The sequence below is a fragment of the Streptococcus sp. 2020WUSS084 genome (assembly GCF_044427445.1).
In the GTDB taxonomy this organism is placed as follows: Bacteria; Bacillota; Bacilli; order Lactobacillales; family Streptococcaceae; genus Streptococcus; species Streptococcus suis.
Genome location: NZ_JAOTGC010000010.1, coordinates 1 through 25,981, shown reverse-complemented (window position 1 = coordinate 25,981; position 25,981 = coordinate 1). Strand labels below are relative to the sequence as shown.

Below are 25,981 nucleotides of genomic sequence, written 5' to 3'. Positions count from 1 at the left end.
GTAAAAATAATTAAAAAGACTGCCTGTTAGATAAAATCCAGCAGGCAGTTTTGGTTAAAGATTGTAAAAACCTGGTCTTGCTCTATAGAGTAAAATGAGCAGAATAGAGGCAATTGCAGTGGAAGGAAGAATATAGCTGATATTGTAGGTAAAGGAATAGAACCAGACAGGCATACCATCTGGAGCGTAGTCTGCGTAGAAAATAATTCCTGATAAGAAGGTGGCTATCAATCGGATGCTTCCTCCTAGAAAACTAGCCAGAGTAATGATGAGAGTAGCATTTTTTAGATCTTTTTGTTTGGATAGGGTGGGGGCTACTAAACCTGCTAAACCAATTCCGGCGTAAGAAAGTGCATAGTCAAGAAAAACTTGAAAAACGTTTAGGAAGTAGCCACCGTAGAAAAGTTGAATGGTTCCGACAATACCACCAGTAAGAACTCCCACCCCTAGTCCGTGGCGCAGAGCAAGCAGTAAGATTGGAAGCATGACTAAAGACACAGATCCACCTTGGGGCATTGTAAAGAGCGGGATTTTGTCAAAGACGAGGGCAATTGCAGAAAAGATAGCAACTTCGGCTAGGATGGGTAATTTTGATGTGGACATAAAAAGACTCCTTTGTAGATGGTCAACAAAGGAGTGTTTATAGCAGAGTATAGTATCATTCTATAAAGCACACAATTCCTACGCTAGTGTTAACTAGATCAGGTTCGAGGATTTCGCAGTTGCGATCTCAGCCGAAGCACTCCTTTGTGTATATGTAATTAGTGAAATTGTATCATTTTATTCGGGTGTTGTAAATAGTTTCTGATAAACTTCATTAGGATCCTTCAGGGTAGTAATAATGTTGAGGTCTAGGTGGTGCTCAAAGCCGTTTACATAACCACGTGAGGTATATTGGTGAAGATCGTAGTCCAAGTCAGTATTTGGAGCGGCATTGTAGTAGCCAGAATCATCACCGTATGTAGGAATCCAAATGGCGTCAAATTTATCTACATTGATGCTGTGGTCTTCCATGAAATAGGTTCCGACGTAAATTCCAATGTTTTTAGCGCCGAGAGTTTCTAACTCTTTTCGAAAAGCCTCCACTCCAGCATTCATATCATCCATGGTATATTCTTCAACGTCTAACCAATAGAAGGTTGGCTTGTATTTATTTGCGGCCTTATAAAAGCTTCGAGCTTCCTCCTGCATGTTCTCAATACTATTTCCCGTGACATAGGCATAGACAGCAACAGGTATATTTCTTGCTTGAAATTCTTTAATATGGGTATCAAAGGATTTATCTAACCCATTTTTATCAGTCGCAGTATTTTCGTTTTTAGTGTGTGATCCACTTTGAATACGAACGATTGCGCCAGAAATGTTTTTGCTAAGGGTATCGTAGTCAATTTCAGACGGCCTCTGCCAAGCAGAAACGTCGATGATAGGTTTCATTTCGAGCGCATTTGCAATGTAATAACTTGAGCTAGAATTTGTTGTTTTAGAACTTGTACTGGTGTTTGATTGTGTGACTGCGGGTTCGTTAGTTACCTCCGACTTATTTACAGTATTTCCAGTCACCCCAGTGATGAAAATAAGAGCAAAGAAGGATAGGAAAAAACCAACAACAATCATCGGATTTAGTTTCTTTCTCATCTCCTCAATTCTACCGTAAAATCATGAAAAAATCAAAAAAATACGATTCAAGAAATAGTAAAAGATTATCTGAACTTGACATAATAAAGGGAATAGGGTAGGCTAAATTGGTATGCATGACAAAAGTGAAAAAGTAAGACGTGTTAGTCAGCTAGTTGTTCTGTCCTCTTTGACGATTGTTTTAAGGGTGGTTTTTGGACCGTTGCCCAATATAAAGCCTCTCACGGCTATTTTCCTCATTGTTCTGTCCTATTTCAGTTTGCTGGAGAGCTGGTTATTGATGATACTAGTAATGGTAGGGAGTGGCTTGCTTTTTGGATTTGGCACAGTTGTTTTGTGGCAAGTTCTTAGTTTTGCTTTTATCCAATTTATATGGTGGTTGGCAATCGGTCCTTTTATCAAAAAAGAGAACATTCCCTTGTGGCTACAGAGTCTTCTGGCGGGGATTCTTGTCTTTTTGTATGGGCTAACGATAAGTTTTTTATCTGCTATACAGTTTGGGACTTCCCCTATCGTCTTCTGGCTTAATGGTTTAGTCTTTGATAGTTTACACGCTGCTTCAACAGTTTTGTTTTATCCAATTATTGATTATATTTTTAGGAGATTTTATAAATGAAAAAAATTAGTATTATGTTGATGGTTGTCTTCTCGCTCTTCTTGGCTGCTTGTACAAACACTACTGAGAAACAGAGTGACTCGGCTATCGAAGTCACTTTGCAGATTACAACCAAGGACAAAGCGAATCGTCTGGAAGTCACTGCGGAAGAAGGTGATAGTGTCATGGATGTACTTAAAGAACATCATGACATTGTAGAAGACAATGGTTTGATAACAGAAATTGATGGTGTTAGCCAAGATGCGAGCACCAATACATACTGGATGTATAAAGTTAATGGCCAAATGGCTGATAAAGGGGCGAAAGACCTTACAGTTGCGAATGGGGATGAAATTGAATTTTATCTTGAAACATTTGAATAGATATGAAAGGCTTCGGCCTTTTTCTTGTTGACAAAAGTTAGTTCCGAATGTTTGCAGAGCAACTTAGAAAGTGATAAGTATTTTTATACAAAGTATGCTATAATAAGAGCTATACTCGAAGAAGGTTGGATAAGCAATGAAGATTGACAAACGCCAGTTGTTGAATTACTCCATACTGATTCCCTATCTCATCTTATCGGTGATTGGGTTGGTCATGGTCTATTCGACAACCAGTGCTACGCAAATTATTAATGGTGGAAATCCATTTAGAACAGTGATTAACCAGGCAGGATTCTGGATTGTCAGCTTGGTAGCAATCTATACGATTTATCGTATGAAATTAAGTTTTTTACGCAAGAAAGCCGTTATCTATTCGGTTATTTTGGTAGAAGTATTTCTGTTAGCTATTTCTCGGTTGTTTCCTCCGATTAACGGAGCTCATGGCTGGATTCCTCTGCCAATCGCAGGAACCTTGCAGCCGGCAGAATATTTGAAATTAATTATCATTTGGTATCTGGCACATGAGTTTGCAAAACAACAGGCGGATATTCGGACTTATGACTATGTATCGTTGATTAAAGGAAGTTGGATTCCGAAAGAGTTTACAGATTGGCGGGTGGTCAGTCTACTCCTCCTTGGTCTAGTTGCGACACTGCCGGACTTGGGAAATGCTACGATTATTGTGCTGATTATGGTCGTGATGATTAGTGTGAGTGGGATTGCCTATCGCTGGTTTTCAACAGCGGTTTTGGGAATTGTGGTCGCCTCAACAGTTATTCTAGGGACGATTCGAATTTTGGGTGTAGAAACGGTGGAAAAAATTCCGCTCTTTGGTTATATTGCTCGTCGTTTTGCTGCCTATTTTGATCCATTTGGTAATGCCACCAACTCAGGTCTTCAATTGACTCATTCTTACTATGCGATGAGTAACGGTGGATGGCTTGGACGTGGTTTGGGAAATTCGATTGAGAAAAAGGGGTATCTACCAGAGGCCCACACCGACTTTGCGTTTTCGATTGTCATTGAAGAACTCGGTTTTGTCGGAGCTAGTTTAATTCTAGCCTTATTGTTCTTTTTGATTATTCGAATTATTATTGTAGGCGTCCGTGCTCGCAGTCCATTTAATGCGATGATGGCACTTGGAATGGCAGGTATGCTTCTGATTCAAACATTTGTCAATATCGGAGGAATTTCAGGAATTATTCCTGCAACGGGGGTAACTTTCCCCTTCTTGTCACAGGGTGGATCGAGTCTTTTGATTATTTCCATCGGGATAGGGTTTGTTCTGAATATTGATGCTAGTGAAAAACGTCGATTAATTGAAGAAGAAATAGAGCGTACGCTAATTTAGAGATAGGAAAGAGGTAGGAGATGGCTATTCAAAAATTAGAAAACTATAACAACAAGGAAGCAATCCGTGAAGAAGTAACGATTCTAACATCTATTTTGGAAGAAGTAGCAGCCCAAATGATGCCTGCAGAGACTTTTGCTAAAATTGTAGAATTATCTCAATTGTCTCGTCAGGATGATTATCAGGCATTGATTGCTATTATCAGTCAGTTGAATAATGATGAACTAGCAGTTATTTCTCGATACTTTGCTGTTTTGCCACTTTTGATTAATATATCAGAAGATGTTGATTTGGCCTATGAAATCAACCATCAAAACAATATTGATCAAGATTATCTTGGTAAGATTTCAACAACAATTGATATGGTTTCCAAACAAGAAAATGCAGCTGAAATCCTTGAAAAGTTGAATGTTGTTCCAGTCTTGACAGCCCATCCTACTCAGGTTCAACGCCAGTCTATGCTGGATTTAACCAAGCATATTCATGAGTTGCTTCGTCGTTATCGCGATGTAAAATTGGGATTGCTCAATAAAAACAAATGGGAAGATGAGCTCCGTTGTTACATTGAAATTATCATGCAGACGGATATGATTCGTGAGAAGAAGTTGAAGGTAACCAACGAAATCACAAACGTTATGGAGTATTACAATTCTTCTTTTATTAAGGCTGTCACTAAGTTGCAGCGGGAGTACAAACGTTTGGCCGCTGAGAAAGGAATCGTCTTAAATAATCCTCGTCCAATTACAATGGGTATGTGGATTGGGGGAGACCGTGATGGAAATCCATTTGTTACTGCAGAGACCTTGAAGCTGTCAGCCTTGACTCAGTGTGAAGTCATTATGAATTATTACGATGAGCAACTCTATAAACTTTATCGGAATTTTTCGCTCTCAACTTCCATTGTAAATGTATCTACAGCGGTTAAGATGCTGGCGGATTTATCTGAAGATAGTTCTGTCTACCGTGAAAATGAGCCTTATCGTCGTGCTTTTCACTATATTCAGATGAAACTTGCAAATACAAGAGATTATCTAGTTCACAATAAGCCGTCAGATGTTCGCTATAGTAATGTAGCCGAGTTTAAAGCTGATTTATTAGCCATCAAACAATCTTTGATTGAAAATAAATCTATGGCGCTATTGAAAGGTGATTTTACAGAATTGCTTGAAGCGGTTGAAGCGTTTGGTTTCTACCTAGCTAGTATCGATATGCGCCAAGACTCTTCTATTCATGAAGCAAGTGTTGCGGAACTATTGGCTTCTGCCCGTATCGTAGAAGACTACTCCAGTTTATCTGAGGAAGCTAAATGCCATGTTCTTTTGAAGCAGTTGGAAACTGATCCACGCATTCTTTCTGCAACGCACATGCCAAAGTCAGAACAATTAGAAAAAGAATTGGCCATCTTTGCTGCTGCGCGTGAATTGAAAGATAAGCTAGGTGAGGAAATCATCAAGCAACATATTATTTCACACTCGGAGAGTGTTTCTGATTTACTGGAATTAGCTGTCCTATTAAAAGAAGTTGGTCTAGTAGATGTCGATAAGGCCCGTGTTCAGATTGTTCCACTTTTTGAGACAATCGAGGACTTAGATAATGCACCTGATACCATGCGTCAATATCTGCAATTAGATTTAGCGAAACGTTGGATTGCAGGCAATAAATACTACCAAGAAATCATGCTAGGCTACTCAGATTCCAACAAGGATGGTGGCTACCTATCCTCCGGCTGGACACTCTACAAAGCACAGAATGAATTGACGCAAATTGGTCAGGACTACGGAGTAAACATCACCTTCTTCCACGGTCGTGGTGGTACTGTTGGTCGTGGTGGTGGTCCGTCCTACGATGCGATTACATCTCAGCCATTTGGTTCCATCAAGGACCGGCTTCGTTTGACAGAACAAGGCGAAGTGATAGGCAATAAATACGGTAACAAAGACGCAGCCTACTATAATTTAGAAATGCTGGTATCTGCAACGCTTGACCGTATGGTCACACAAATGATTACCGATCCAAATGAAATCGATGGCTATCGCGAAACCATGGATGAAATTGTATCAGATAGCTATCGTATTTATAGAGATCTTGTGTTCAATAATCCACATTTTTATGATTATTTCTTTGCCGCTAGTCCAATTCGTGAAGTATCAAGTCTGAACATTGGCTCACGTCCCGCGGCTCGAAAAACCATCACAGAAATCGGTGGTTTGCGTGCGATTCCATGGGTATTCTCCTGGTCACAAAACCGTGTCATGTTGCCAGGTTGGTATGGAGTTGGTTCAAGTTTCAAACGCTTTATTGATAAGCACCCTGATAATTTGTCTAAGTTACAAAAAATGTACGAATCTTGGCCATTCTTCCGTTCACTTCTATCAAACGTGGATATGGTATTGTCTAAATCCAATATGAATATCGCATTTGAATATGCTAAAATGTGTGAAAGTGAAGAGGTACGAAATATCTTCCATGTCATTTTAGATGAATGGCAGTTGACCAAAGAAATTATTTTATCAATCGAGCAAAATGATGAGCTTTTAGCAGAACTACCGTTTCTAAAAGCTAGTCTTGATTATCGCATGCCTTATTTCAATGTGCTCAACTATATTCAGATTGAATTAATTCATCGTCTTCGTCGTGGAGAATTGAGCAAAGAACAAGAGAATCTCATTCATATTACCATCAATGGTGTGGCGACAGGTTTGCGCAACTCAGGTTAATAGGCATAAAACAACTTCTTCGGAGGTTGTTTTTTTTGCTGATAAAAATATATAATAATCATAAGAAAGTGTAACCAAATCACCCCTTATTCGTTTTATCAGTGAAAGGAGGAGATAAGTATCAAACTTGATCAATATGAAAAAGAAATTATTGGTATTGCAGAGGAGATTTCCTACTATTTGCAAAAATCAGGAGCCGGCCCAGCTGACAGTCAGGATATTGCCCAAGATGTTCTAGTCAAATTGCTTGAATCTGATATTGTCCTTCCTTTCGAAAAACTAAGAGCTTGGCTTTACCGTTCTGCAGTTCGGGCTTACATTGACAAATACAGGCGAGACAAGCGCTACCATGAAATTTTACAAAAGGAGTTTTTTACACCTGAAAATTTTTTGGTCTATGACCAAGAAGATTATGAGGAACTCTATCAAGCTGTTGCAGACCTGCCAGAAAAATACCAGCAAGTGATTGACTTATACTACTTCCAAGATATGAGTGTCAAAGAAGTTGCCCATATTTTAGGTGCTGGTCAAAGTTGGGTGAAAATCAGCCTTTACCGAGGACGTAAACAGTTAAGGAAAGTACTAGAAGAGAGAGGATATGACTATGAAGACTTTTGAAGAAGTGACAAAAAAGAGTAAGCGGAAGAATTTATGGAAGACAATAGGGCTATCATCGCTCATCGGCTTCATCTTAATGCTTATTGGCGTTCAAACAGTAAAAATAATTGTCGGTGCACGAGAAGGTCGTGAGGTGTGGGAACAAACGATGCTAATGGAAATCGCCTATCCAAATATAAATCATGATGGCATTAAAATCCAAAGTACGAGTTATGTATCTGGGAAGCTCTACTTCGATTTATACAAGGATATATACGGTGTTCCAATGGCTTTTGGTCAGCACGAAATTTACTATGACCTTTTTGATAGTCATTATGACTTTGCCCAGCATATACCCGGCAATACCTTCAAATATCTATATGATTTCACAACCAATACCAAGGTACCTGTTTTTTACAATAGAAAAAAGTCTGTTTGGAGTGTTCAAGACATTGCCAATGAATTGCATTATCTTAAAGACATGAGTGGGCAGCTAGTAGAAGTGGCTATTTCCTTTGATAAGAAGTACAGTTTGGCAGAAATCAAGCAAATGATTCCCAGCAATCTCAAGCAAAATTGGTATTGGATAGGGACAGAAGGGAAGCAGAATACCCATTACTATCGTCCAGAGCAGCTTTTGGGGTTAGATCCAGAGGATATTCAACTAGTCTTTTCGGATATGCCTGGAGACTATATGACAGGTATGGACTTTATGAAAGAGTTCTTAGAATCGGGAGATCAGGAGCGAGCACAGTATCTGGACATACCTGTGAATGACTTGCAGGCCTTTGTCGATAAGTTTGGTGGCACTGACTTTACTAAACAAGAAGAGATTGATAAGCTAGAATTTGCAGGCATTATCCTAACAGGAAAAGCAGAAGATTTTGCTCAGTTGGAAGGCAAGGACTGGATTTATTCTTCTAGTATTGGCGCGTCCATTCCTATTCAGCCTTATTATCAACTGCATCATTAAGTGAAAATAGTCAATATATTTTCAATACCTATAGCAAGAGGCTTATCAGGGAGTCGTAGGATGATTGAATGGAGAAAGGTCTGTCGAAGTGGTCTCGTATTTGTGATACCTTGTAGCTATGGTAACATCAATATCCCTATGGAAGTGAGGTATTTTTAGTTGAGTAATAGGTTAAAATGGGATGATAAAAAAAGTTATGAGCGAAGCTAATAGTCCTTGCAGAAAATGGATAAAATAAAAAACGATAGAAAATGCTTGCAATTCTGCTACAATTTGATAGAATAGTAAGGTAAAGTTAGACTGTATTGCCTACTGTCTATCTATAAAATATATTTTATTGGAGGCTTTTACCAAAATGGCAAAAGAAAAATACGATCGTAGTAAACCACACGTTAACATTGGTACAATTGGACACGTTGACCACGGTAAAACTACTTTGACAGCAGCTATCACAACTGTATTGGCACGTCGCTTGCCTTCATCAGTTAACCAACCTAAAGACTATGCGTCTATCGATGCTGCTCCAGAAGAGCGCGAGCGCGGTATCACTATCAACACTGCACACGTTGAGTACGAAACTGAAAAACGTCACTATGCTCACATCGACGCTCCAGGACACGCGGACTACGTTAAAAACATGATCACTGGTGCTGCTCAGATGGACGGTGCGATCCTTGTAGTAGCTTCAACTGACGGTCCAATGCCACAAACTCGTGAGCACATCCTTCTTTCACGTCAGGTTGGTGTTAAACACCTTATCGTCTTCATGAACAAAGTTGACTTGGTTGACGATGAAGAATTGCTTGAGTTGGTTGAAATGGAAATCCGTGACCTTCTTTCAGAATACGATTTCCCAGGTGATGATCTTCCAGTTATCCAAGGTTCAGCTCTTAAAGCTCTTGAAGGTGACTCTAAGTACGAAGACATCGTTATGGAATTGATGAACACTGTTGATGAGTACATTCCAGAACCAGAACGCGACACTGACAAACCATTGTTGCTTCCAGTCGAGGACGTATTCTCAATCACTGGTCGTGGTACTGTAGCTTCAGGACGTATCGACCGTGGTACTGTTCGTGTCAACGACGAAATCGAAATCGTTGGTCTTCAAGAAGAAAAATCTAAAGCAGTTGTTACTGGTGTTGAAATGTTCCGTAAACAACTTGACGAAGGTCTTGCCGGCGATAACGTTGGTGTGCTTCTTCGTGGTGTACAACGTGATGAAATCGAACGTGGTCAAGTTATCTCTAAACCAGGTTCTATCAACCCACACACTAAATTCAAAGGTGAAGTTTACATCCTTACTAAAGAAGAAGGTGGACGTCACACTCCATTCTTCGACAACTACCGTCCACAGTTCTACTTCCGTACAACTGACGTAACTGGTTCAATCAAATTGCCAGAAGGTACTGAAATGGTAATGCCTGGTGATAACGTTACTATCGACGTTGAATTGATCCACCCAATCGCCGTTGAACAAGGTACTACTTTCTCTATCCGTGAAGGTGGACGTACTGTTGGTTCAGGTATGGTTACAGAAATCGAAGCTTAATTCGATTGAGTTCCCAGAAATAACAATTATAGTCAGACAACTTAATTGTAACTCTCTACTTTCGGGTAGAGAGTTTTTCTGTAAGTATTCATAAAATGCACAGAAATTCTTTAATCTTAGCTAAGTTTATGCTATAATGTACCTTGTACAATAAATATAGAAGAGGTAAGTGAAATGTCACGTAAACCAATCATTGCCGGTAACTGGAAAATGAACAAAAACCCTCAAGAAGCACAAGCTTTCGTTGAGGCAATTGCAGGAAAATTGCCTGCAGGCGACAAAATTGAAGCAGCTATCGCAGCTCCAGCTGTAGATTTGAATGCTTTGTTGTGGTTCGCTAAAGATTCTGAATTGAAAGTTGCTGCTCAAAACTGCTACTTTGAAGATGCTGGTGCCTTCACTGGTGAAACATCTCCAAAAGTATTGGCTGAAATGGGTGTTAACTATGTTGTTATCGGTCACTCAGAGCGTCGTGATTACTTCCACGAAACTGATGAAGATATTAATAAAAAAGCTCATGCAATCTTCCGTAACGGTTTGACTCCAATCATCTGTTGTGGTGAGTCACTTGAAACTTACGAAGCTGGTAAAGCAGTAGAATTCGTAGGTGCTCAAGTTTCTGCAGCTTTGAAAGACTTGACTGCTGAGCAAGTAGCATCACTTGTTATTGCTTATGAGCCAATCTGGGCAATCGGTACAGGTAAATCAGCTACTAAAGACGATGCACAAAACATGTGTAAAGCTGTTCGTGACGTTGTTGCTGCTGATTTCGGTCAAGAAGTTGCAGACAAAGTTCGCGTTCAATACGGTGGTTCTGTAAACCCATCAAACGTTGCTGAATACATGGCATGTCCAGACGTTGACGGTGCGCTTGTTGGTGGTGCATCACTTGAAGCAGAAAGCTTCTTGGCTTTGTTGAACTTCTAACAACAAAAAGCATCGGATTTTGAATTCGATGCTTTTTTTGATATTTTAAGAGGCTATTTCAGTACCCATTCTCTAAGAGCGTGGGCTACACCGCTCTCATCATTTGACTTCGTAATGTATTTGGCGATTTTCTTCAATTCAGGATTTCCGTTTTCCATGACAACAGGATTACCAACAACTTCCAACATTGGACGGTCATTTTCTTGGTCACCGATGGCCATGGTTTGATCCATTGTTAGTCCAAGCTTCTCAGCTAGATGAATGATAGCATGTCCCTTGTTAACAGTTTTAGGGGTGATTTCCAAATAAAATGGTGCTGATTTTGCTACGTTGTACTTTTCAGTCAAGCTGGTCGGTAGAAGTGGAATAGCAGCATCAAGAATTTCTGGTTCATCAACCATCATTGTTTTGATGATTTCCTTGTCAGCCATTTCTTCCGGAGTGCGATAGAAAATGGGTGCACTTACTAGTGTTGATTCGTAAATGGTGTATTTACCGATGTTACGGTTGGCAGTATAGATACCTTCCTTGGTGCTGGCATGCATTGGGAGCTTGAGTTTACGGGCAGCAGATTCGATGTCGAGATAATCCTCATAAGTCAAGGTATCTTTGACAATATCCTCACCAGTTGCTGCATCTTGGACTAAGCCACCGTTAAAAGTGATGACGTAGTCACCTGCTTCTGTAAGATTGAGTTCTTCTAAAATTGCTTGAACACCGGAAATGGGGCGACCAGTAGCAATAACAATTTTAACGCCTGCTTTTTTTGCTTCTTGGATTGCTGAATGTACTTCAGCTGTAATTTGGTGTTGACTATTTAGTAGTGTACCATCAATATCGATGGTGACAAGTTTAATGCTCATTTGATTCTCCAATTATAAAATGATCGTTATGTATATGGTTGTTAAAATCAGCTATTTGAGGTGCGAAAATCCCTGTTTCTTCTAACATTTCTTTTGGGAAATAGAAACGGCTATCGCCGTGGATTGTGCCTGATAGGGAGTGAACAATTGGTGATAGAGAGGATAGTTCTACCAAGGTTTCATCTTTGCGATAAATCTCAATTTGAGTCCGTTTCTTTTCTGCATTCGGACGGTAAATGTCATACGGCAAATCGAAGTTGTGGTGAATAGCAGTATAGTATTCTGGGTCAAAACCGACATCTGCGACCAGGCTACGCAGGCGGTCCAAAGCTTCCTCTTCTTCGGCCTTGAAAGTGATGGATTTGAGCACTTTCCTATTGATATAGCGCTGAGCTAAGTCAGATAAAATACGATCTGGTCCATCTATCCATGATTGAAAGTAAGTATTCATAACTCCATCATCCAGACTGAGGTAGTCGGTTAGACGGATACGATGCTCAAAAAAAGGTAATAGCCGAGGTGAAGTTCGTGCAAAAAACTCCTGTTCACTAGTATATAGTAGTTTGGCACGATTGAGTAAATTCTGCAATAGGACTTCCATAGAGCGGCTTGCTGGATGAAAATAGACTTGCATGTACATCTGGTAGCGGCTGAGAACGTAGTCTTCTACTGCATGCATACCAGATTCTTTGAAGGCAATTCCATTTTCTGTCGGGCGAATGACACGTAATATCCTAGTTAGGTCAAATTCACCATAGTTCGCACCAGTGAAGTAGGAATCTCGTAATAGATAATCCATTCGGTCAACATCAATCTGGCTCGAAATGAGTTGAACGACCTGTTTATTTGGATAGGTGTGTTTGATAACACTAGCAACCTTGTCTGGAAACTCAGGCGAAACTTGTTTCAACAGAGCATTGATCTCCGTTTCTGGACTAGTAATAATAGCACAGGTCATTTCCTCATGGTCTGTATCAAATAGACGCTCGAAGGTATGAGAATAGGCTCCGTGTCCGACATCATGGAGTAGCGCAGCAACCATGGTCAATAGGGACTCATTTGTATCCCAGATTTGTGGATACTTGTCTTCAAATTTTTGAGTAATCCGTCTGGCGATTTCGTAGGCACCAAGGCAGTGCGAAAAGCGGCTATGCTCGCCACCATGGAAGGTATAGGAAGTAGTCCCTAGTTGCTTGATGCGGCGTAGTCGCTGAAATTCTTTTGTATTGATAAGTTTATAAATCAGCTCATGATCAACATGTACATAGTTATGAACTGGATCGCGAAATACTTTTTCTATCATAGTTTCATTATAACAAAAAAGGGAGATAAATTCCTGATTTTTCTAAAACACAAGGATATTGCTATGTACCCAATGGAATCTTTTGGTATAATGGAGAAATGAATAATCAAATTATCTTATTAACTATTCAGGTCTTTATTGTAGCCCTGATTCTTTGGATGCTTTACACAATTCTATCCTATGCTAAAAAGCACGATATTTCTCTAAAAGAGAAATTTTGGACAGGATTTGGTATCGGTTATGTTACTGATTTGCTAGACACCTTGGGGATTGGAACCTTTGCAACGACAACCACTATGTTTAAACTGACAAAGTTGGTGGAAGACGATCGTAAAATTCCTGCGACCATGACAACGGCGCACATCATACCAGTCTTAGTAGAGGCGCTATTGTTTATTACGATAGTTGAGGTTGACATGGTCACTCTGATTGCTATGGCAGTAGCGGCATTTACGGGTGCCTTTGTTGGTGCCAAGGTAACTCAAAAATGGGATACAAAGAAAGTTCAACGAATTCTTGGGATTTTGCTAATTATTGCAGCCTGTTTCATGGTCTATCGCATGATTACTAACCCTGGCGCAGCTCTTACCAATGAAGTAAAAGGCTTAACTGGTTGGAAACTGGCTGTTGGTATTGTCTTTGATTTTATGGTGGGAATGCTGATGAGTATGGGGCTGGGTAACTATGCTCCTGAGTTAATTTTCTTCTCATTGATGGGAATTAGTCCAGCGGTTGCTCTTCCGGTCATGATGTTGAATGCTGCTATGATTATGACAGCGGGTGCCAAGCAGTTTATCCAATCAGGACGAGTAAACTGGCCAGGAGTTCCAGGAATCATTGTCGGTGGGGTGCTGGGTGTTTTGACAGCCGCTTTCTTCTTATCAAATTTAGATATTAATAATTTAAAAATTTTGGTTGTCTTCATTGCAGCGTATACAGGCTTTACTCTGCTTCGTTCTTCCTTTGTTACTAGTATTAAAAAATAGTAGGAGGACCTATGGATATTTATTTACGAAATGAAATTGATCTGGACGGGCAGATTGAGGTAGTGGATCAGCAATTTCAAGTGGAAGTTAAGGACAAAGATGGCACTCTCTATCTCATTTATAGTAACGATGAAGCTGAAAAAGTTGTCATAAAATGTGACGAAGAAGAGTTAGTGATGACACGCTTTTCCACTCCGAAGTCTATTATGCGATTTATTTCTGGTAAAGAAGCTATTGTGACCATTCCTACACCGTTAGGAATCCAGCATTTTGTGACCGATACAAAACGTTACCAATTAAACCGTTCGGATCAAAGTGTCCAGTTGCAATATGAATTAAAGGGATTGGAGAACCAGCAAGTTTTTGCTTCCTATGATTTGGAAATCTCGTGGAAATAATCTCTTATTTCCAGAAAAATATTCTTGAATTTCTCGGGATTTTTGATATAATAGTTAACAAATCGAGGGAGTAGCTAGCGGAAAATTCCGTGATATTGTCGTCAATCCGACTTGTTTCCGGCAATATATTAAATAGCGAGACTTGTTTTAATAAGACAGGTCTCTTTTTTATTTGTTAGGTAAAAAAGAGACCGAGAAGGAGAAGGAAATTGTCAAAAGAACAAAAACGCGATTTGTTTTATACACAGAGCGAAGAGCAAGTATTGTCAAGCATGGGGTCTTCTTTGGACGGTTTGTCTAGTGATGAGGCAAGCAAACGTCTAGCAGACTACGGTCGTAACGAATTGGATGAGGGTGAAAAACGCACACTCTTAGCTAAATTCTTGGATCAGTTTAAAGACTTGATGATCATTATCTTGATTGTAGCAGCAATCTTGACGGTGATTACAGAAGGTTCACACGGTTTGACAGATGCCATTATCATCTTGGCCGTGGTTATCTTGAACGCAGCCTTTGGTGTTTATCAAGAAGGGCAAGCTGAGGCAGCCATTGAGGCGCTAAAAAACATGTCAAGCCCAGTTGCGCGTGCGCTTCGTGATAATCATGTAGTCGAAGTTGATTCTAAAGACTTGGTACCAGGTGACATCGTCTTGCTTGAAGCAGGTGATGTTGTTCCTGCCGATATGCGTTTGTTGGAAGCTAACTCCCTCAAAATCGAAGAGGCAGCTCTTACAGGTGAGTCTGTACCAGTTGATAAAGATTTGTCAGCAGTTTTGGCTGAAGATGCACCGATCGGTGACCGTGTCAACATGGCTTACCAAAACTCAAACGTTACTTACGGCCGTGGTCTTGGTGTGGTTACAAATACAGGTATGTACACTGAAGTTGGTCATATTGCTGGTATGCTTGCCAATGCTGATGAGACTGATACACCATTGAAACAAAACTTGCACCAGTTATCAAAAGTCTTGACATATGCAGTTCTTGTAATTGCTGCGGTAACGATGGCTGTTTCGGTATTTGTACGTGGAGAAGGTATCTTACCTGCTCTTATGACTTCTGTAGCTCTTGCGGTTGCGGCCATTCCTGAAGGTTTGCCAGCTATTGTTACAGTGGTTCTTTCGCTTGGTACACAGGTCTTGGCTAAGCGTAACTCGATTATCCGTAAGTTGCCTGCTGTTGAAACACTTGGTTCAACTGAAATCATCGCATCAGATAAGACTGGTACCTTGACGATGAACCAGATGACTGTTGAAAAAGTTTATACAAACGGTCAATTGGTGGATGCTAAAGAAGCTTTGGATGCAAGCAATACAACGCTTCGTGTTATGAACTTTGCCAACGATACAAAAGTTGACCCAACTGGTAAATTGATTGGTGACCCAACTGAAACGGCACTTGTTCAATTTGGTTTGGATCAAAACTTTGACGTTCGTGAAGTCTTGGTATCTGAGCCTCGTGTGGCTGAATTGCCATTTGACTCAACACGTAAATTGATGTCAACCGTTCACCAACAAGCTGCTGGAAACTTCTTCGTAGCTGTTAAAGGTGCACCAGACCAATTGCTCAAACGTGTAACGCAAATTGAAGAAAACGGTACAATCCGTCCGATTACCGATGCAGATAAGCAAGCTATCCTTGCAACAAACAAAGAGTTGGCTAAACAAGCCCTTCGTGTCTTGATGATGGCATACAAGTATGTGGATGCTATTCCTGAATTGGAATCTGACATTGTTGAAAACGACCTTATCTTCTCAGGTTTGGTTGGTATGATTGACCCTGAGCGTCCTGAAGCAGCAGAAGCTGTTCGTGTCGCTAAGGAAGCTGGTATCCGTCCAATCATGATTACAGGTGACCACCAAGATACTGCTGAAGCAATTGCAAAACGTCTTGGTATCATCGATCCAAACGATACAGAAGATCATGTATTTACAGGTGCAGAGCTCAACGAATTGACGGATGAAGAGTTCCAGAAAGTCTTCAAGCAATATTCTGTATATGCTCGTGTATCTCCAGAACACAAGGTTCGTATTGTAAAAGCTTGGCAAAATGATGGTAAGGTTGTTGCCATGACTGGTGACGGTGTTAACGATGCGCCATCACTTAAGACTGCCGACATTGGTATCGGTATGGGGATTACAGGTACGGAAGTATCTAAAGGTGCCTCTGATATGGTCCTTGCAGATGACAACTTTGCGACTATTATCGTAGCGGTAGAAGAAGGACGTAAGGTCTTCTCAAACATCCAAAAAACCATCCAATATCTCTTGTCAGCTAACACTGCTGAAGTATTGTGTATCTTCCTTGCAACCCTCTTTGGTTGGGACGTATTGGAGCCAGTTCATCTTCTTTGGATTAACTTGGTAACAGATACACTTCCAGCGATTGCCCTTGGTGTTGAACCTGCTGAGCCAGGTGTGATGCAGCACAAACCTCGTGGTCGTAACTCAAGCTTCTTCTCAGGTGGTGTCTTGAGCTCTATTGTCTATCAGGGTATTCTACAAACAGCATTGGTACTTGGTGTCTATGGTTTTGCACTGCTTTACCCAGAACACAGCACTTATGAAGAAATCCATGCAGATGCCTTGACAATGGCCTATGTTACTCTTGGGTTGATTCAGTTGGTACATGCCTTCAACGTTAAGTCTGTCTACCAATCTATCTTTACCGTTGGTCCATTCAAGAACAAGCTCTTTAACTGGTCTATCGTAGCAGCCTTCTTGCTCTTGATGGCGACTGTTGTGATTCCAGGATTCAATACCTTCTTCAAGGTATCTATCTTGACACCAACTCAATGGATGGTAACAGTAATCGGTTCAGGTCTCATGGTTGTCGTTGTAGAAATTGTTAAATTTGTTCAACGTAAGTTGGGCTTGGATGAAAAAGCTATCTAATTATAGTTATTCAGCTTATCTTTTATTACTTCGTTAACTCGCCTTGCTGTACTTTAGTACAGCCTGCGACTCGTTGCCTTGTACTAAAAGCAAACTGAAGACTATATCATTTGAAAAAGCTCAGATTTAGTGGTCTGAGCTTTTTTCTGTACTGATAATGTATTTTGGGAAGATTACTTGTCCCAAAAATGTAAAGATTAGAGATGTAGCAAGTAGGATTATCTTTATCATCGTAGAAAATTGGAAAAAGATGACAATTGGAAGGATAGCCAAGCTGAAATAGTAAAGGGTGAAGTACTTACTGTTTTCTATTATTTGAACCCTATCGCCGTCTTTAACTTGAATGCTTGATTTTTTATCCCCTCGAACGCTTAGTGTAACAGATGATTGTGTAATTGGTAAGCTTAGAATTTTTCCTTGAGTAACTGTCCCAGCAATTTTTCCATCTACCAGGAGTGGAAGTTTTTGGGAGGATGGTTGTTTGATAGGTTTTGGATAATGAATAGTAACTCTCATATGAACCTCCTTGTAATCTAGTTTCATTATAGCAAAAAAAGAAAAAATGTAAACGATTTCTGGCACTGTTTTCCCCTGTAGGCTTGCTTGAAGAATAAGAAACTGCTATAATTTTGAAGAGGTAGGAGTTTATATGAATTATCTTCAGAATTATATTTTAAGTAAAAGCAGTTATTTGCCATCTGATAAGTTATTCATTCTGCAAAAAGAACTAGAAGATTTAGATGATGAGGCTTTAAACGTTCTTATGATGGTTGAGATGCGTCACCCTCTTGTCGCTCTTATTTTGGCTATTTTCTTCGGTGAGTTTGGTGTCGACCGTTTTTATGTCGGGAATAAAGAATTGGGATTTGCCAAGCTGATTGCTTTTGCAGTATCTTTTGTTACGCTATTTATCTTGATTGGGTTCTTGTTATTTTTGGGACTTTATTTGTGGAAGTTTATTGATTGCTTCTTAATCATGCGAGCATGTAAGGAGGCGAACTTTGAGCGTTTGATGCTACAAATCCATCAATATAAGGCTTTTCAGCATAGCAATCAGACATTTTAAGTAAGATATTTTTTTGAATAAGGGGAGGCTTGGTATTGTCTTCCTTTTCTGTTTTTTAGCAGGATGTAAAGTACTTGTAATATGGAACGAGCTTTGTCACAGAAGTGACATTTTATGGAACGGCATTTATGATATAATGATAAAATATGCTAGTTGAGAGGAGAATTTCTATGCAGACAAAGAAAATGAGTATGTTTTTATTTTTTGCCTATCTCCTTTTACTTACTTGGATGATTGTCTTTAAGATGGACTTGAGCATCTTATATGGACGCTATGGTTATGCTAGTATAAACTTAATTCCGTTTGCAGGAACAGCAGTCTATGATGGAGTGCTGGATTTTCCAGAAATTCTATTTAATATTGTAAGTTTTATTCCCTTTGGTATTTATATGGAAATGCTATTTCGCAAGGCATCGTGGGTGGCTAATCTATGTTTGATTATGTTAGTGAGTCTCTGTTTTGAGGTTCTGCAATATTTTCTTTTGCTTGGAGTTGCAGATATAACTGATTTACTGGCTAACGGCTTAGGGGGAGCAATCGGTATTAATGTCATGTATGTCTTGACCAGTATTTGGCGGGAGAAGGCCTATGTTCGTATGAATATTTTTTGTTTTGCGCTAACGTTTTTTGTTATATTAATAACTTATTTAGCTATGTAGGTCTTGCTAAATATATCCAAAGTTTGCTAAAATGAATATAATGAATATTAAGGAAGAGATTATTAAATTATCTCAGGAAATCGGAATTTCGAAGATTGGTTTTACAACGGCTGATGATTTTGCTTATTTGGAGAAATCACTTCGTGCTAGTCAGGAAGAGGGGCGTTCGTCAGGCTTTGAACATAAGAACATTGAAGAACGTATCCGTCCCAAATTATCGTTAGAATCAGCTAAAACCATCATTTCTATCACGGTAGCTTATCCTAGACATTTGCCTGTCAAACCGCAGAAGACCCAATACAAACGTGGAAAGATTACACCTAGCTCTTGGGGCCTAGACTACCATTATATCTTGCAAGATAAGATGGAGCGCTTGGCGAGGGGGATTGAAAAACTGACGGATGGTTTGGAATACAAGGCCATGGTGGACACGGGTGCCTTGGTGGATACTGCTGTTGCCAGACGAGCAGGCATTGGTTTTATCGGTAAGAATGGCCTGGTTATTTCTAAGGAATTTGGTTCCTATATGTTTTTGGGCGAGTTGGTGACCAACCTTGAGATTGAGCCTGATAAGCCAGTGGACTACGACTGTGGCGATTGCAATCGTTGTGTTGCAGCCTGTCCAACATCTTGTTTGTTAGGGGATACGACTATGAACGCCCGCCGTTGTCTGTCTTTTCAGACACAGGATAAGGGGATGATGGACTTGGAGTTTCGTAAGAAAATCAAGACGGTCATCTATGGTTGTGATATTTGCCAGATTTGTTGTCCATACAATAAAGGAATTTCCAGTCCACCTGTTGTAGACATTGATCCAGATTTGGCTGAGCCAGAGCTGATTCCATTTTTGGACTTGTCAAATGGGCAGTTCAAGGAAAAATTTGGCATGATTGCTGGTTCTTGGCGGGGGAAAAACATTCTCCAGCGCAATGCCATCATAGCCTTGGCCAATAGTAATGACCGCTCTGCCATTCCCAAACTCCTAGAAATCATCGATAAAAAACAAAATCCGGTCCACATGGCAACGGCTATCTGGGCCTTGGGGCAATTGGTCAAACAGCCCAATGATGAGATGGTTTCCTTTATCGCAGGTATTTCATCAGACAATGATGATGTCATAGCAGAGCAAGCGGCCTTTCTCAACATGGTCAAGGACTTGCAAATGTGATATAATAAAGATTATGAATAAAAATGAGGTGTATATGGATACAGCAGAAATTCGCCAAAAGATTGAAGAACTTGGCAAAAAATTAACTTCTTTTAGGGGGTCTCTTTGACTTAGAAGGTCTGGAAGAAGAGATTGCCATTCTTGAGAACAAGATGACGGAGCCAGATTTCTGGAATGATAATTTGGCAGCCCAGAAGACGTCTCAGGAGTTGAATGAATTAAAAAATACTTATGGAAATTTCCATCAGATGTTGGATTTATATGATGAATCTGAAATTTTGCTAGATTTTCTAGCAGAAGATGAGTCTGTGCGGGATGAGTTGGTTGAAAAGTTAGTGGAATTGGACAAAACCATGACTGCTTACGAAATGACCTTGCTCTTGTCAGAACCCTATGATCACAATAACGCTATCTTGGAAATCCATCCAGGTTCGGGTGGTACAGAGGCACAAGACTGGGGAGAAATGCTCCTGCGGATGTATCAGCGTTATGGAAATGCCAAAGGTTTTACAGTAGAAACATTGGATTATCAAGCTGGTGATGAGGCAGGTATTAAGTCCGTGACTCTAAGCTTTACTGGTCCAAACGCCTATGGCTTGCTTAAGTCAGAAATGGGTGTTCATCGTTTGGTGCGCATCTCACCTTTTGACTCAGCTAAGCGTCGTCATACTTCCTTTACATCTGTAGAGGTAATGCCTGAGTTGGACGATACCATTGAAATTGAAATCAGAGATGATGAAGTGAAGATGGATACCTTCCGTTCAGGTGGTGCTGGTGGACAGAACGTCAACAAGGTCTCAACGGGTGTTCGATTGACGCACATTCCGACAGGAATTGTGACTCAGTCCACAGTTGACCGTACTCAGTATGGAAACCGAGACCGTGCAATGAAACTCTTGCAGGCTAAATTGTATCAATTGGAGCAGGAGAAGAAGGCTGCAGAGGTCGACTCACTCAAGGGAGATAAAAAAGAAATTACTTGGGGAAGTCAGATTCGTTCCTATGTCTTTACGCCTTATACTATGGTAAAAGACCACCGTACTGGTTATGAGGTGGCTCAAGTCGATAAGGTTATGGACGGAGACTTGGACGGCTTTATAGATGCTTATTTAAAATGGCGAATTAGCTAAGAACCTGTATTTACAAGTGAAGTGCTTGTAAATAAGAGATAGTTTTTCGCTCATCAAGGAAGTTTTTTGAGAGAATACGGACTGTATTTTGAAAAAAACGTTCTCAAATCTAAAGAAAGGACTGTCTAAGACAGGAAATCCTATGGGAATAATAGAAATGAAAGACGTTTCCAAGAAATATGGAAACGGAACGACTGCCCTTCGCGGAGTATCAGTCAATGTTGAAGCGGGAGAATTTGCCTACATTGTAGGTCCTTCTGGTGCAGGTAAGTCAACCTTTATCAAACTCTTGTATCGGGAGGAAAAGCTCGATAAGGGGAGTCTAAAGGTTGGTAAGTTTGACCTTGCAAAAATTAAAAAGAGAGATGTTCCTCTTCTACGTCGTAGTGTAGGAGTGGTTTTCCAAGACTACAAACTCTTACCTAAAAAGACTGTCTTTGAAAATATTGCTTATGCGATGGAAGTTATCGGTGAAAAACCACGGAATATCAAGAAACGTGTAATGGAAGTTTTAGATTTGGTTGGTTTGAAACACAAAATTCGTTCTTTCCCAAATGAACTTTCAGGTGGTGAGCAACAGCGGATTGCTATTGCCCGTGCCATTGTAAATAATCCTAAAGTATTGATTGCTGATGAGCCAACTGGTAACTTGGACCCTGAAAACTCTTGGGAAATCATGAATCTATTGGAGCGAATCAATTTGCAGGGGACAACGATTTTGATGGCGACACACAATAGTCAGATTGTAAATACACTTCGTCATCGTGTTATTGCGATTGAAGATGGTCGTGTAGTACGTGATGAAGCGGAAGGAGAATATGGATACGATGAGTAATCGATTTTTTAGACACTTTATTGAGTCATTGAAGAGTTTGAAGCGAAATGGTTGGATGACGATTGCAGCCATTTCATCTGTAGCCATTACCCTTACCTTGGTTGGTCTATTTGCTTCAGTTATTTTGAACACAGCAAAGCTCGCTTCGGATTTGGAACAGAATGTACGCATCAATGTGTATTTGAGAGCGAACTCAACCGATCAAGCTGAGACGATTGTGAACGAAGCAGGAGAGACGGTAGCTAATCCAGATTATCGAAAGGTGTATAATCAGATTACAGCCTTAGAAAATGTACAATCTGTTACTTATTCAAGTAAGGATGAACAGTTGCAGAAATTAACAGCTACCTTGGGAGATACTTGGAACCTATTCCAAGGAGATGCCAATCCACTTTACGATGCTTATATCATTGATACGACTGAACCGCAATATGTAAAAACTGTTGCAGCAGAGATTGCTAAAATTGATGGTGTTACAGAGGTACGCGATGGGGAAGTTGAAACGGAACGTATTTTTAAATTAGCTAATCTAGTTCGTACATGGGGATTGGCAGCAACTGGCTTATTGCTCTTTACTGCTGTTTTCTTGATTTCCAATACTATTCGAATTACCATTATTTCTCGTAGCCGTGAAATTCAGATCATGCGTCTGGTTGGTGCTAAAAACAGTTATATCCGTGGACCATTCCTCTGGGAAGGTGCCTGGGTAGGTCTCCTCGGAGCTATTTTGCCTTCTGCTTTAGTCTATTCTCTTTATAAGATGATTTATACTTCGGTAAATGCTAGTCTTGCTAGTCAAGATTTGTCTCTGATTAGTATGAATGTCTTTGTTCCAGGAATGATTGGCGCACTTTTTGTAATTGGTATTATTATTGGTTCCTTGGGATCAGTCATTTCCATGAACCGCTACTTAAAAATTTAATAGACAAGCTACATGTAAAAAGGTCTGCCTCATTATTGTGCAGACCTTTTTGTTATGGATGTCTATGGTGAGAAGATTCGTTCATCTCTTGCTTAATAGTACAGTCGCAGGAACAATCTCCGCAGGATCCTTTTCCTTTGATGAGACTGCGAATAGCAAGAGAAAATAAGATGACGATGATGAGAAAGAGGATAAGTGTGGGCATTAATATTCTCCTTTTTCTAATGTTTTTAGCGTGACGATTGGAAGAGTATTGGCTGGTTTTTTCACTAGGCTGTAGATGGCTGTGATAATTAGAAAGATAGCGATAAATGTCCAGACGGTTGGTAATTGTCCGTAGATAAGTACAAGACCAATCTGATAGATAACCAAACTACTTGCATAGGCTAAACCTGTTTGGAAACCGATAGCAATCCATGTCCATTTGGCTTCTCCCATTTCACGGTGAATGGCACCAATAGCCGCAAAACAAGGGGCACAGAGGAGATTGAAGACTAGGAAGGAATAGGCTGATAATGCTGTATAGTCTTGTTGTAAAAGCCCCCAGAGTTCGGGATTTTCTTCGGTTGTTTCTCCTAATTTATAGAGGATACCAAAGGTGGCAATGACGGTTTCCTTGGCTAAGAGACCTGTAATGGCTGCAACAGTTGCTCGCCAATTTCCGAAACCAAGTGGGGCAAAGAGGAGAGAAAAACTGCGTCCAATGGAGGCTAAGATACTCTCATCTGTTTCTACCATTTGTAAGGACCAATTATAGGAACTGCTGAACCAAATAATGATGTTGGTCACAAATATAATGGTACCAGCTCGTTTGATAAAACTAAGTGCCTTATCGAATGCATACCGGAGAACCGTACTGAGTTTCGGTAAGTGATAAGATGGTAATTCCATGATAAAGGGGCTTGCGACTCCACCGAGCTGCTTGGTCTTTTTTAGTGCCATTCCGGATAGGACGATGGCGGCCATACCGACAAAATAGGCGCTTGGAGCAATCCAAGGATTGTCAGGAAAGAAAGCACCGGCTACCAGCGAAATGATAGGAAGTTTAGCAGAACAGGGCATGAAGGTTGCTGTCATAATGGTGATTTTTCGGTCCTGTTCATTTTCAATAGTCCGACTTGCCATGACTCCAGGAACGCCACAGCCTGTGGAAATCAACATGGGAATAAAGGATTTGCCTGATAGACCAAAACGTCTAAAAATCCTATCCATGACAAAGGCGACTCGGCTCATATAGCCGATGTCTTCCAAGATTCCCAAGCAGACGAAGAGGACGAAAATTTGTGGTACAAAACCGAGAATGGCTCCGCATCCTGCAATAATGCCATCAAGGACCAGAGATTGTAGCCAGCCAGCGATTTCAAATCGATCTAGATTTTCCTGAATAAGGCCTGGAACAAGCTCTCCGAAGAGGACATCATTCACCCAGTCCGTCCCCATTGTGCCAACCGTTTGAATAGACAGGAAGTAGGTCAGCCACATGACTGCCGCAAAGATAGGGAGGGCAAGAAAACGATTGGTAACAAGTCGGTCTATGTTATCAGACAGGTTAAAAGCTTTATCGCTGTCTTTTGTGACCAGTTCTGTGATTTTCTCGATAAATTGGTAGCGTTGATTGACGATAATGGCTTCCATATCGTCTGCGTAAATTTTTTCCAAAATGGCAATGATTTCGGTCAAATCAAGCATGTCTTGTGCATTGAGTTGCAATTGGTCTAGAATGACTTGATCTTGTTCGAGTAGCTTAATGGCGTAGAAGCGTTTTTGATGATTTGGGATGGAATCCGATAATAGGTCAATAACTTGGGCGAGACCGGCTTCAAATTGCTTATCATACTGAGGATAGATTGGCTCGGCTTGCTGATTGGTAATTTTTTCTACTTCATGGAGGAGCTGGGATATACCTAGCTTTTTTAGTGCACTGATAGGCTGTACAGGAACTCCCAGTTGATAGGAGAGCTGGTCGCTGTTTATTGAGCGACCTTGACTTTTCAGGGCGTCTGTCATATTGAGGGCGATAACAATAGGAAGGCCCATTTCTAATAACTGCAAGGTTAGATAGAGATTTCGCTCCAAGTTTGTTGCATCAAGGACGTTGAGGATAGCAGCTGGTTGTTTCGCTATCAAATAATCTCTGGCAACCCGTTCTTCTGGTGTGTAGGGAGACAGCGAGTAGATACCTGGTAAATCTTGAATTAGTAAATGCTTTCGCTTTTTGATTGTTCCAGATTTTCTTTCAACGGTGACTCCAGGCCAGTTACCAACACGTTGGTTGGTTCCTGTTAGGAGGTTGAAAAGAGTTGTTTTTCCGCTATTTGGATTTCCTGCAAGGGCGATGTGTTTTGTCATTTCTTCACCTCGCTTGTGATTTGAACACCAATCATTTGCGCTTCGGATTTGCGTAGTGTCAGCTCATATCCTCTCAAGGTAATTTCGATTGGATCGCCCAAGGGAGCGACTTTTTTGAGAAATAGCTGCGTGTTCTTTGTAAGTCCCATATCCATGAGGCGACGACGGAGTGCACCTGTTGCATAGATGTCCATGACCTTAGCTGAGCTACCAATAGGTGCCTCAGATAGATTGATTATTTCCGTAGCTGACTTTTCTATTAAAACCAGAGATTCAATAATTTCTCTGTCTAGGGCTAGACGGCTTGCCTTGACTTGGAAAATTGCATTGGTCTTGGTTTTTGAAATGATGCGAATCTCTTCTCCGACTTTTAAACCCAAGTGCGCTAAGTGTTTACGAATATCATCTTGCGTTAGACAATCTTTGACTAAATAAGATTGTCCAACTTGAAGGTTTTGCAGTTTCATATCGTTTCCTTTGTGATTTTTATAACAATAGTATAGCATAATTCCTTAAAAGTGTCAGACAATTTTTAGGAATGGTTTATTTTCCCCAAATTTCAAGTTGAAGTTAGCCACCCAAAAGAAATTCACTTGGCGACTTGTAGTCCAAGCATTTTTTAGGGTAGTTGTTAATCCAATTTTCGATAAAAGCGACTTCTTTCGGAGTCGTTTTCTT

General features: G+C 40.4%; 25 protein-coding genes, 1 pseudogene and 1 riboswitch. Of the genes and pseudogenes, 17 read left to right on the top strand and 9 right to left on the bottom strand.

What is annotated here, in order from left to right; all coding sequences use genetic code 11:
• Positions 1-54 precede the first annotated feature (54 nt).
• On the bottom strand, positions 55-603 hold the full coding sequence (thiT, locus tag ODU50_RS06875; RefSeq protein WP_024414787.1) for an energy-coupled thiamine transporter ThiT: 549 nt from the start codon (positions 601-603) through the stop codon (positions 55-57).
• A gap of 58 nt (positions 604-661) precedes the next feature.
• Positions 662-757, bottom strand: a riboswitch (TPP riboswitch).
• 23 nt (positions 758-780) lie between these two features.
• Complete coding sequence (locus tag ODU50_RS06870) at positions 781-1,635, bottom strand: glycoside hydrolase family 25 protein (RefSeq protein ID WP_105153575.1); 855 nt, start codon at positions 1,633-1,635, stop codon at positions 781-783.
• 112 nt (positions 1,636-1,747) lie between these two features.
• Between ODU50_RS06870 and ODU50_RS06865 the strand changes: the two genes are divergently transcribed.
• The 8 genes from ODU50_RS06865 to tpiA all read left to right on the top strand — a co-directional run bounded on the left by ODU50_RS06865 (position 1,748) and on the right by tpiA (position 10,730).
• Positions 1,748-2,251, top strand: a complete 504-nt coding sequence (locus ODU50_RS06865; RefSeq protein WP_161947042.1) for a hypothetical protein — start codon at positions 1,748-1,750, stop codon at positions 2,249-2,251.
• A complete protein-coding gene (locus ODU50_RS06860; RefSeq protein WP_105153574.1) occupies positions 2,248-2,613 on the top strand; it encodes a DUF4430 domain-containing protein in 366 nt (121 codons plus the stop codon). Before ODU50_RS06865 ends, ODU50_RS06860 begins: the two co-directional genes overlap by 4 nt.
• Before the next feature lie 136 nt (positions 2,614-2,749).
• Complete coding sequence (gene ftsW / locus ODU50_RS06855; protein WP_105153573.1) at positions 2,750-3,964, top strand: cell division peptidoglycan polymerase FtsW; 1,215 nt, start codon at positions 2,750-2,752, stop codon at positions 3,962-3,964.
• 20 nt (positions 3,965-3,984) lie between these two features.
• Positions 3,985-6,681 carry a phosphoenolpyruvate carboxylase gene (gene ppc, locus ODU50_RS06850; protein ID WP_044670274.1) on the top strand — a complete coding sequence of 899 codons (2,697 nt, stop codon included), beginning with the start codon at positions 3,985-3,987 and terminating at the stop codon, positions 6,679-6,681.
• A gap of 114 nt (positions 6,682-6,795) precedes the next feature.
• On the top strand, positions 6,796-7,299 hold the full coding sequence (locus ODU50_RS06845) for an RNA polymerase sigma factor (RefSeq protein WP_044692709.1): 504 nt from the start codon (positions 6,796-6,798) through the stop codon (positions 7,297-7,299).
• Complete coding sequence (locus ODU50_RS06840; RefSeq protein WP_044692710.1) at positions 7,280-8,251, top strand: anti-sigma factor; 972 nt, start codon at positions 7,280-7,282, stop codon at positions 8,249-8,251. The genes ODU50_RS06845 and ODU50_RS06840 overlap by 20 nt, the downstream gene beginning before the upstream one ends.
• 355 nt (positions 8,252-8,606) lie before the next feature.
• Complete coding sequence (tuf, locus tag ODU50_RS06835) at positions 8,607-9,803, top strand: elongation factor Tu (RefSeq protein ID WP_012775011.1); 1,197 nt, start codon at positions 8,607-8,609, stop codon at positions 9,801-9,803.
• Positions 9,804-9,977: 174 nt separating this feature from the next.
• The gene (gene tpiA, locus ODU50_RS06830; RefSeq protein WP_004298713.1) at positions 9,978-10,730 is read left to right on the top strand and encodes a triose-phosphate isomerase; all 753 of its coding nucleotides are present in this window, start codon (positions 9,978-9,980) and stop codon (positions 10,728-10,730) included.
• A 53-nt stretch (positions 10,731-10,783) separates the two neighbouring features.
• On the opposite strand, the gene yidA is transcribed toward tpiA, so the two are convergent.
• Both yidA and ODU50_RS06820 read right to left on the bottom strand, forming a co-directional pair.
• The gene (yidA, locus tag ODU50_RS06825; RefSeq protein WP_105153572.1) at positions 10,784-11,593 is read right to left on the bottom strand and encodes a sugar-phosphatase; all 810 of its coding nucleotides are present in this window, start codon (positions 11,591-11,593) and stop codon (positions 10,784-10,786) included.
• Positions 11,583-12,896: an HD domain-containing protein gene (locus ODU50_RS06820; RefSeq protein ID WP_029171514.1), complete on the bottom strand. Its 1,314-nt coding sequence runs from the start codon at positions 12,894-12,896 to the stop codon at positions 11,583-11,585. Before ODU50_RS06820 ends, yidA begins: the two co-directional genes overlap by 11 nt.
• 98 nt (positions 12,897-12,994) lie before the next feature.
• Between ODU50_RS06820 and ODU50_RS06815 the strand changes: the two genes are divergently transcribed.
• The 3 genes from ODU50_RS06815 to ODU50_RS06805 all read left to right on the top strand — a co-directional run bounded on the left by ODU50_RS06815 (position 12,995) and on the right by ODU50_RS06805 (position 17,174).
• The gene (locus ODU50_RS06815) at positions 12,995-13,882 is read left to right on the top strand and encodes a TSUP family transporter (RefSeq protein ID WP_398581370.1); all 888 of its coding nucleotides are present in this window, start codon (positions 12,995-12,997) and stop codon (positions 13,880-13,882) included.
• An 11-nt stretch (positions 13,883-13,893) separates the two neighbouring features.
• Positions 13,894-14,280, top strand: a complete 387-nt coding sequence (locus tag ODU50_RS06810; protein WP_105153570.1) for a DUF1934 domain-containing protein — start codon at positions 13,894-13,896, stop codon at positions 14,278-14,280.
• A gap of 209 nt (positions 14,281-14,489) precedes the next feature.
• Positions 14,490-17,174 (top strand): cation-translocating P-type ATPase, encoded by a 2,685-nt coding sequence (locus tag ODU50_RS06805; protein WP_105153569.1) that lies wholly within the window; start codon positions 14,490-14,492, stop codon positions 17,172-17,174.
• Positions 17,175-17,300: 126 nt separating this feature from the next.
• On the opposite strand, the gene ODU50_RS06800 is transcribed toward ODU50_RS06805, so the two are convergent.
• Entirely contained in the window at positions 17,301-17,756 is a 456-nt protein-coding gene (locus ODU50_RS06800) for a hypothetical protein (protein ID WP_238145670.1), read from the bottom strand.
• Positions 17,757-17,823: 67 nt separating this feature from the next.
• Here ODU50_RS06800 and ODU50_RS06795 point away from each other — a divergent pair, with 67 nt between their 5' ends.
• From ODU50_RS06795 to ftsX, 6 genes are all read left to right on the top strand, one after another.
• Positions 17,824-18,240: a TM2 domain-containing protein gene (locus ODU50_RS06795; protein WP_024411787.1), complete on the top strand. Its 417-nt coding sequence runs from the start codon at positions 17,824-17,826 to the stop codon at positions 18,238-18,240.
• A 170-nt stretch (positions 18,241-18,410) separates the two neighbouring features.
• Positions 18,411-18,899 carry a VanZ family protein gene (locus ODU50_RS06790; protein ID WP_105153567.1) on the top strand — a complete coding sequence of 163 codons (489 nt, stop codon included), beginning with the start codon at positions 18,411-18,413 and terminating at the stop codon, positions 18,897-18,899.
• 40 nt (positions 18,900-18,939) lie between these two features.
• Positions 18,940-20,067 (top strand): tRNA epoxyqueuosine(34) reductase QueG, encoded by a 1,128-nt coding sequence (gene queG, locus ODU50_RS06785; RefSeq protein ID WP_105153566.1) that lies wholly within the window; start codon positions 18,940-18,942, stop codon positions 20,065-20,067.
• 34 nt (positions 20,068-20,101) lie between these two features.
• Positions 20,102-21,197, top strand: a protein-coding gene (prfB, locus tag ODU50_RS06780; RefSeq protein WP_105153565.1) for a peptide chain release factor 2 whose coding sequence is annotated in 2 segments (ribosomal slippage) — positions 20,102-20,173 and positions 20,175-21,197 — 1,095 coding nt in all. Because the reading frame shifts where the segments join, the coding sequence is not laid out codon by codon here.
• A 142-nt stretch (positions 21,198-21,339) separates the two neighbouring features.
• A complete protein-coding gene (ftsE, locus tag ODU50_RS06775; protein WP_002936190.1) occupies positions 21,340-22,032 on the top strand; it encodes a cell division ATP-binding protein FtsE in 693 nt (230 codons plus the stop codon).
• Positions 22,025-22,954, top strand: coding sequence for a permease-like cell division protein FtsX (gene ftsX, locus ODU50_RS06770; protein ID WP_044759522.1), 930 nt, complete (start codon positions 22,025-22,027; stop codon positions 22,952-22,954). Before ftsE ends, ftsX begins: the two co-directional genes overlap by 8 nt.
• Positions 22,955-23,006: 52 nt before the next feature.
• On the opposite strand, the gene ODU50_RS06765 is transcribed toward ftsX, so the two are convergent.
• From ODU50_RS06765 to ODU50_RS06750, 4 genes and pseudogenes are all read right to left on the bottom strand, one after another.
• Positions 23,007-23,159 carry a FeoB-associated Cys-rich membrane protein gene (locus ODU50_RS06765; protein ID WP_085461704.1) on the bottom strand — a complete coding sequence of 51 codons (153 nt, stop codon included), beginning with the start codon at positions 23,157-23,159 and terminating at the stop codon, positions 23,007-23,009.
• Positions 23,159-25,303 (bottom strand): ferrous iron transport protein B, encoded by a 2,145-nt coding sequence (gene feoB, locus ODU50_RS06760; protein WP_105153564.1) that lies wholly within the window; start codon positions 25,301-25,303, stop codon positions 23,159-23,161. The genes ODU50_RS06765 and feoB overlap by 1 nt, the downstream gene beginning before the upstream one ends.
• Positions 25,300-25,770: a ferrous iron transport protein A gene (locus tag ODU50_RS06755; protein WP_014637631.1), complete on the bottom strand. Its 471-nt coding sequence runs from the start codon at positions 25,768-25,770 to the stop codon at positions 25,300-25,302. The genes feoB and ODU50_RS06755 overlap by 4 nt, the downstream gene beginning before the upstream one ends.
• A gap of 103 nt (positions 25,771-25,873) precedes the next feature.
• Positions 25,874-25,981, bottom strand: a pseudogene (locus ODU50_RS06750) (IS30 family transposase); the annotation flags it as partial.

What these genes read in the sequence shown, in the direction of transcription:
- thiT (WP_024414787.1), bottom strand. Translation starts at nt 603, where the DNA reads ATGTCCACATCAAAATTACCCATCCTAGCCGAAGTTGCTATCTTTTCT.
- ODU50_RS06870 (WP_105153575.1), bottom strand. Translation starts at nt 1,635, where the DNA reads ATGAGAAAGAAACTAAATCCGATGATTGTTGTTGGTTTTTTCCTATCC.
- ODU50_RS06865 (WP_161947042.1), top strand. Translation starts at nt 1,748, where the DNA reads ATGCATGACAAAAGTGAAAAAGTAAGACGTGTTAGTCAGCTAGTTGTT.
- ODU50_RS06860 (WP_105153574.1), top strand. Translation starts at nt 2,248, where the DNA reads ATGAAAAAAATTAGTATTATGTTGATGGTTGTCTTCTCGCTCTTCTTG.
- ftsW (WP_105153573.1), top strand. Translation starts at nt 2,750, where the DNA reads ATGAAGATTGACAAACGCCAGTTGTTGAATTACTCCATACTGATTCCC.
- ppc (WP_044670274.1), top strand. Translation starts at nt 3,985, where the DNA reads ATGGCTATTCAAAAATTAGAAAACTATAACAACAAGGAAGCAATCCGT.
- ODU50_RS06840 (WP_044692710.1), top strand. Translation starts at nt 7,280, where the DNA reads ATGACTATGAAGACTTTTGAAGAAGTGACAAAAAAGAGTAAGCGGAAG.
- tuf (WP_012775011.1), top strand. Translation starts at nt 8,607, where the DNA reads ATGGCAAAAGAAAAATACGATCGTAGTAAACCACACGTTAACATTGGT.
- tpiA (WP_004298713.1), top strand. Translation starts at nt 9,978, where the DNA reads ATGTCACGTAAACCAATCATTGCCGGTAACTGGAAAATGAACAAAAAC.
- yidA (WP_105153572.1), bottom strand. Translation starts at nt 11,593, where the DNA reads ATGAGCATTAAACTTGTCACCATCGATATTGATGGTACACTACTAAAT.
- ODU50_RS06820 (WP_029171514.1), bottom strand. Translation starts at nt 12,896, where the DNA reads ATGATAGAAAAAGTATTTCGCGATCCAGTTCATAACTATGTACATGTT.
- ODU50_RS06815 (WP_398581370.1), top strand. Translation starts at nt 12,995, where the DNA reads ATGAATAATCAAATTATCTTATTAACTATTCAGGTCTTTATTGTAGCC.
- ODU50_RS06810 (WP_105153570.1), top strand. Translation starts at nt 13,894, where the DNA reads ATGGATATTTATTTACGAAATGAAATTGATCTGGACGGGCAGATTGAG.
- ODU50_RS06795 (WP_024411787.1), top strand. Translation starts at nt 17,824, where the DNA reads ATGAATTATCTTCAGAATTATATTTTAAGTAAAAGCAGTTATTTGCCA.
- ODU50_RS06790 (WP_105153567.1), top strand. Translation starts at nt 18,411, where the DNA reads ATGCAGACAAAGAAAATGAGTATGTTTTTATTTTTTGCCTATCTCCTT.
- queG (WP_105153566.1), top strand. Translation starts at nt 18,940, where the DNA reads ATGAATATTAAGGAAGAGATTATTAAATTATCTCAGGAAATCGGAATT.
- ftsE (WP_002936190.1), top strand. Translation starts at nt 21,340, where the DNA reads ATGGGAATAATAGAAATGAAAGACGTTTCCAAGAAATATGGAAACGGA.
- ftsX (WP_044759522.1), top strand. Translation starts at nt 22,025, where the DNA reads ATGAGTAATCGATTTTTTAGACACTTTATTGAGTCATTGAAGAGTTTG.
- ODU50_RS06765 (WP_085461704.1), bottom strand. Translation starts at nt 23,159, where the DNA reads ATGCCCACACTTATCCTCTTTCTCATCATCGTCATCTTATTTTCTCTT.
- feoB (WP_105153564.1), bottom strand. Translation starts at nt 25,303, where the DNA reads ATGACAAAACACATCGCCCTTGCAGGAAATCCAAATAGCGGAAAAACA.
- ODU50_RS06755 (WP_014637631.1), bottom strand. Translation starts at nt 25,770, where the DNA reads ATGAAACTGCAAAACCTTCAAGTTGGACAATCTTATTTAGTCAAAGAT.